The sequence below is a fragment of the Acinetobacter sp. UBA6720 genome (assembly GCF_002454215.1).
Classification (GTDB): Bacteria; Pseudomonadota; Gammaproteobacteria; order Pseudomonadales; family Moraxellaceae; genus Acinetobacter.
In genome coordinates, this window is sequence record NZ_DKIK01000039.1 from 1 (window position 1) to 3,693 (window position 3,693).

The 3,693-nt window shown below is 40.1% G+C and carries 5 protein-coding genes and 1 pseudogene; all 6 read left to right on the top strand.

Features of this window, described 5'->3' with window-relative positions:
• The first annotated feature begins 1 nt into the window (after nucleotide 1).
• On the top strand, nucleotides 2-265 hold the full coding sequence (locus B4F08_RS03405; RefSeq protein WP_291373165.1) for a YbdD/YjiX family protein: 264 nt from the start codon (nucleotides 2-4) through the stop codon (nucleotides 263-265).
• Between the two features lie 87 nt (nucleotides 266-352).
• Nucleotides 353-1,312: an AAA family ATPase gene (locus B4F08_RS03410; RefSeq protein ID WP_414632437.1), complete on the top strand. Its 960-nt coding sequence runs from the start codon at nucleotides 353-355 to the stop codon at nucleotides 1,310-1,312.
• Nucleotides 1,313-1,332: 20 nt separating this feature from the next.
• A complete protein-coding gene (locus B4F08_RS03415) occupies nucleotides 1,333-2,238 on the top strand; it encodes a DUF58 domain-containing protein (protein ID WP_414632438.1) in 906 nt (301 codons plus the stop codon).
• 3 nt (nucleotides 2,239-2,241) lie between these two features.
• Nucleotides 2,242-2,598: a hypothetical protein gene (locus B4F08_RS03420; RefSeq protein ID WP_291373167.1), complete on the top strand. Its 357-nt coding sequence runs from the start codon at nucleotides 2,242-2,244 to the stop codon at nucleotides 2,596-2,598.
• Between the two features lie 12 nt (nucleotides 2,599-2,610).
• Nucleotides 2,611-3,312: an IS1 family transposase gene (locus B4F08_RS03425; protein WP_291373169.1), complete on the top strand. Its 702-nt coding sequence runs from the start codon at nucleotides 2,611-2,613 to the stop codon at nucleotides 3,310-3,312.
• A 27-nt stretch (nucleotides 3,313-3,339) separates the two neighbouring features.
• A pseudogene (locus tag B4F08_RS03430) lies at nucleotides 3,340-3,687 on the top strand (hypothetical protein); the annotation flags it as partial.
• Nucleotides 3,688-3,693: the final 6 nt, after the last annotated feature.

A 3,693-nucleotide genomic window follows, 5' to 3' on the forward strand; every position in this document is an offset into this window, starting at 1 on the left:
CGTGAAAATCATCAAGATGACCATCATGTCGCAGAAGGACTTGATTCTAAATCCAAAAAATTGGTCTCGAATCGCAACCTTGTGGCAGCGCTTACAGCAGAGTTTTCGCTTGATGGTGGGGGTGCCTGATTACAATCATTATCTGGAGCACATGAAAAAGCATCATCCTGATTTAACCCCTATGGATGCCAAGACCTTTTATCGCCATTGTGTGGATGCTCGTTATCCTACTGCGGGCGGGAATTTGAAGAAGTGTCCATGTTGAGTATTTTTTAGAAAGTTACTGATTCCTTTGGAAAAAGTAGAAAACGGTGTATGTTAAGCATGCGCCGTTTTTTATTGGGGAAGATTTGTGATTTGGGCAAAACAGAAAACTGAACAGCACTTTGCAGAAGATACACGAAAAATTGAGGCTGCGATTCAAGCCAATGCCACTAAGATTCAGGCATTTCTGACTCAAATTAATCAAATTATTCTCGATAAACACCAACAGACCAAATTGGCGCTGAGTTGCTTACTGGCTGGTGGGCATGTCTTGTTTGAAGATTTACCAGGATTAGGCAAAACCACACTCTCCAGTGCTTTGGCACACATTGCGGGATTACAATTTCAACGTATTCAGTTTACCAACGACATGCTGGCCAGTGATGTCATTGGCGTAAATATGTTTAACCAAAAAGAACATCTGTTTGAATTTAAACAAGGTCCGATTTTTACCCAGATTTTACTGGCGGATGAAATCAATCGCTGTAGCCCCAAAACCCAGAGTGCTTTACTTGAGGCTATGGAAGAAGGTGCGGTGACGGTAGATGGCGTGCGTTATGCTTTACCTCAACCATTTTGGGTCATTGCTACACAAAATCCGCTATTCCAGAGTGGAACCTATGCTTTGCCTGAGTCACAGCTAGACCGTTTTCTCATGCGTTTATCGTTGGGTTATCCTTCACGCTCGGCTGAAAAGCTCTTGTTGCAGCAAGATTCACGGCAAGTTCTAATTTCAACCTTGGCGCAAGTGTTCCAGCAAGATGAAATACTGCAATTACAACATCTAGTACAGCAAGTTTATGTGGGTGATGTGGTGATGGATTATCTGCTAGATTTGGCACAAGAAAGTCGTAAAGGGCGGCATGGTTTATCGACTCGCGGGCTGCTGGCATTGAAAAAAGCTGCACAAGCGCATGCTTTAATTGAGCAGCGTAGTTTTGTCACGGCAGATGATGTACAAGCAGTTTTTGTTGCAGTGACTGCACATCGAATTGGATTAAGTGAATCTGAAACTGCTCAACTGATGCGACAGATTAGTATCAGTTAATTGCAAGGAAACTTAATGTGATTCAGTCATTCTGGGCAAAATGGACAAAAAAAAGGTTTAATTTTACCCGTCAAAAAACACTGATGCAAAAGGATGTGTTGGTTTTTATCTATCAGCAAGGCTACTTATATCTGGTGCTGATTTTAATCACCTTTATTGCAGGGGTGAATTATGCCAACAACTTGATTCTGGGTTTTTGCTTTCTGATTAGTGCCATTTTATGTATCAGTTTTTACATTACTTTTAAACAATTACACGGCTTAGAGATTGAAGTTTCTTATGCAGAACTGGGGCAAGTAGGTCAGCCTTTACGATTAGATATTTATTTCAAGCAAAGCCAACTGCAAGCGCGTTATTTGTGGGTTCAGGTGGATGAACAGATAGATCGTATTCTGTTGAGTGATCTACAGCATCGTTATACCCTCGAATTGCATCCTGATTCACGCGGGCTTTTTGTCTATCCGACGCTTAAGCTATTTTCAGTCTATCCGTTTGGACTGGTGCGGGCATGGACGTATCTGTATTTAACAGAACAGTCATGGATTGCGCCGCGTGCGGAATATCCTACTACGGAACAACAGCGCAGCCAGCAAAAACAGGAACTTGAGTTTGATGAGTTCCGTGAGTTACGCAATTTCCGACAAGGTGACTCGATCCAAGCTGTTTCTTGGAAACAGGTGGCGCGGGGACAGGGTCTTTATGTGAAAGTGTTTGAACAGCACGATGATCAACATAGTGTCGAGATTGACTACCAACATATGCCAAGCAGCGATCATGAGGACAAGTTGCGTTTGATGATGGGATTGGTTGAACAATGTGAGCAACAACAATGCGCTTATCGTTTGCTTTTACCCCATGCAGAACTACCAAAAGGAATCGGGGAGCAGCAATTATTACAAGCTAAACGATTGTTGGCGCAGGCTTAAAGTATGAAAAATACCATTACTGCATCAGTCAAATTCGCCATTTTACTCAGCTTGAGTTTAATTTTACTGGCTCAAGTTTTGTATTTACCCATTGTACTTTCAGGTCTATTGCTCCTTACGATTACCGCTTTATACCTGCATTTTCGTCAAACTGAGTTACGTCCATTTTCTAAGTTATGGACAGGCTTGGGTGTGGTGGCAGCACTTGCCAGTATTTATCTAAGTTATCAAACATTGATTGGCGTAGAAGCTGGGGTTGCCATATTAACCACCTTCTTATTTGCCAAGGCTTTAGAAATTAAAAATCGTCGTGGGTGGTGTTTCAAAAAGTATGCTGAAACAAAGCAGGTTGAATTTTGATAAAATAGAGAAATGCGAATAACTCTAGAAATCAAATGTCCAACCTGCCTCGGTGACAGTATAAAGAAAAATGGCATCAAAGTAGATGGGAAACAAAACTATCAGTGCAAAGACTGTAAACGTCAGTTTATTGGTGACCATGCTCTGAGCTATCTAGGATGTAATTCAGGCATTACTCGAAAAATATTACAGTTGATGGTCAGAGGTAGTGGTATACGAGATATCGCTGAAGTTGAGCGAATCAGTATCGGTAAAGTTTTACGTACTTTAACCGAATCGACCTACCAAATTCAGCCTAAACAAAGTCATTATGAGTCTCTTGAAGTTGATGAGTTTTGGACTTTTGTGGGAAATAAAAATAATAAACAATGGCTTATTTACGCCTACCATCGAGAAACAGGTGAGATTGTTGCTTATGTTTGGGGTAAAAGAGACTTAGCTACAGTTCAACGATTGAAGACAAAGCTTAAACAATTAGGTATTCACTACACCCGAATTGCAAGTGATCATTGGGACAGTTTCATCACTGCTTTTAAAAACTGCGAGCAAAGTATTGGTAAATTTTTTACTGTAGGTATTGAAGGTAATAATTGCAAAATAAGGCATCGAATTAGGCGCGGTTTTAGAACGAGTTGTAATTTTTCAAAAAAGATTGAAAACCATTTTAAAGCTTTCGACTTAACCTTTTTTTACATCAATAATGGCTTCATTTAATGTCAGCATACTTTTTGAAACACCACCAAATTTCAATCTAATTTCGATAATTACTCAGCGCCCTATTTACTAAAGACAGATGAGGCTCTGTATTATGAAGGTCGGTCTGGAAGCAGTTTAGATGCTTCATCAGCGATTGTTTTTAAAGATGGGCGATTGTTTGCTGCAATTTATTTTTCCAATACCAAGACTTTAAAATACTTTAGCAACGATGCCAGTTGCTCAGAACAGTTACATCCTGCGATTCAAGTTTTTGCTCAGCAGCGTGAAATTCAAGGTATTGAATATGCAACAGCTAGAGCCAATACCGCTTTAAAATATAATTTTGGCCCTGCTTCAAAATGTGAAACCTATTTAAAAAAATTAGAAAGATAGCTGAGC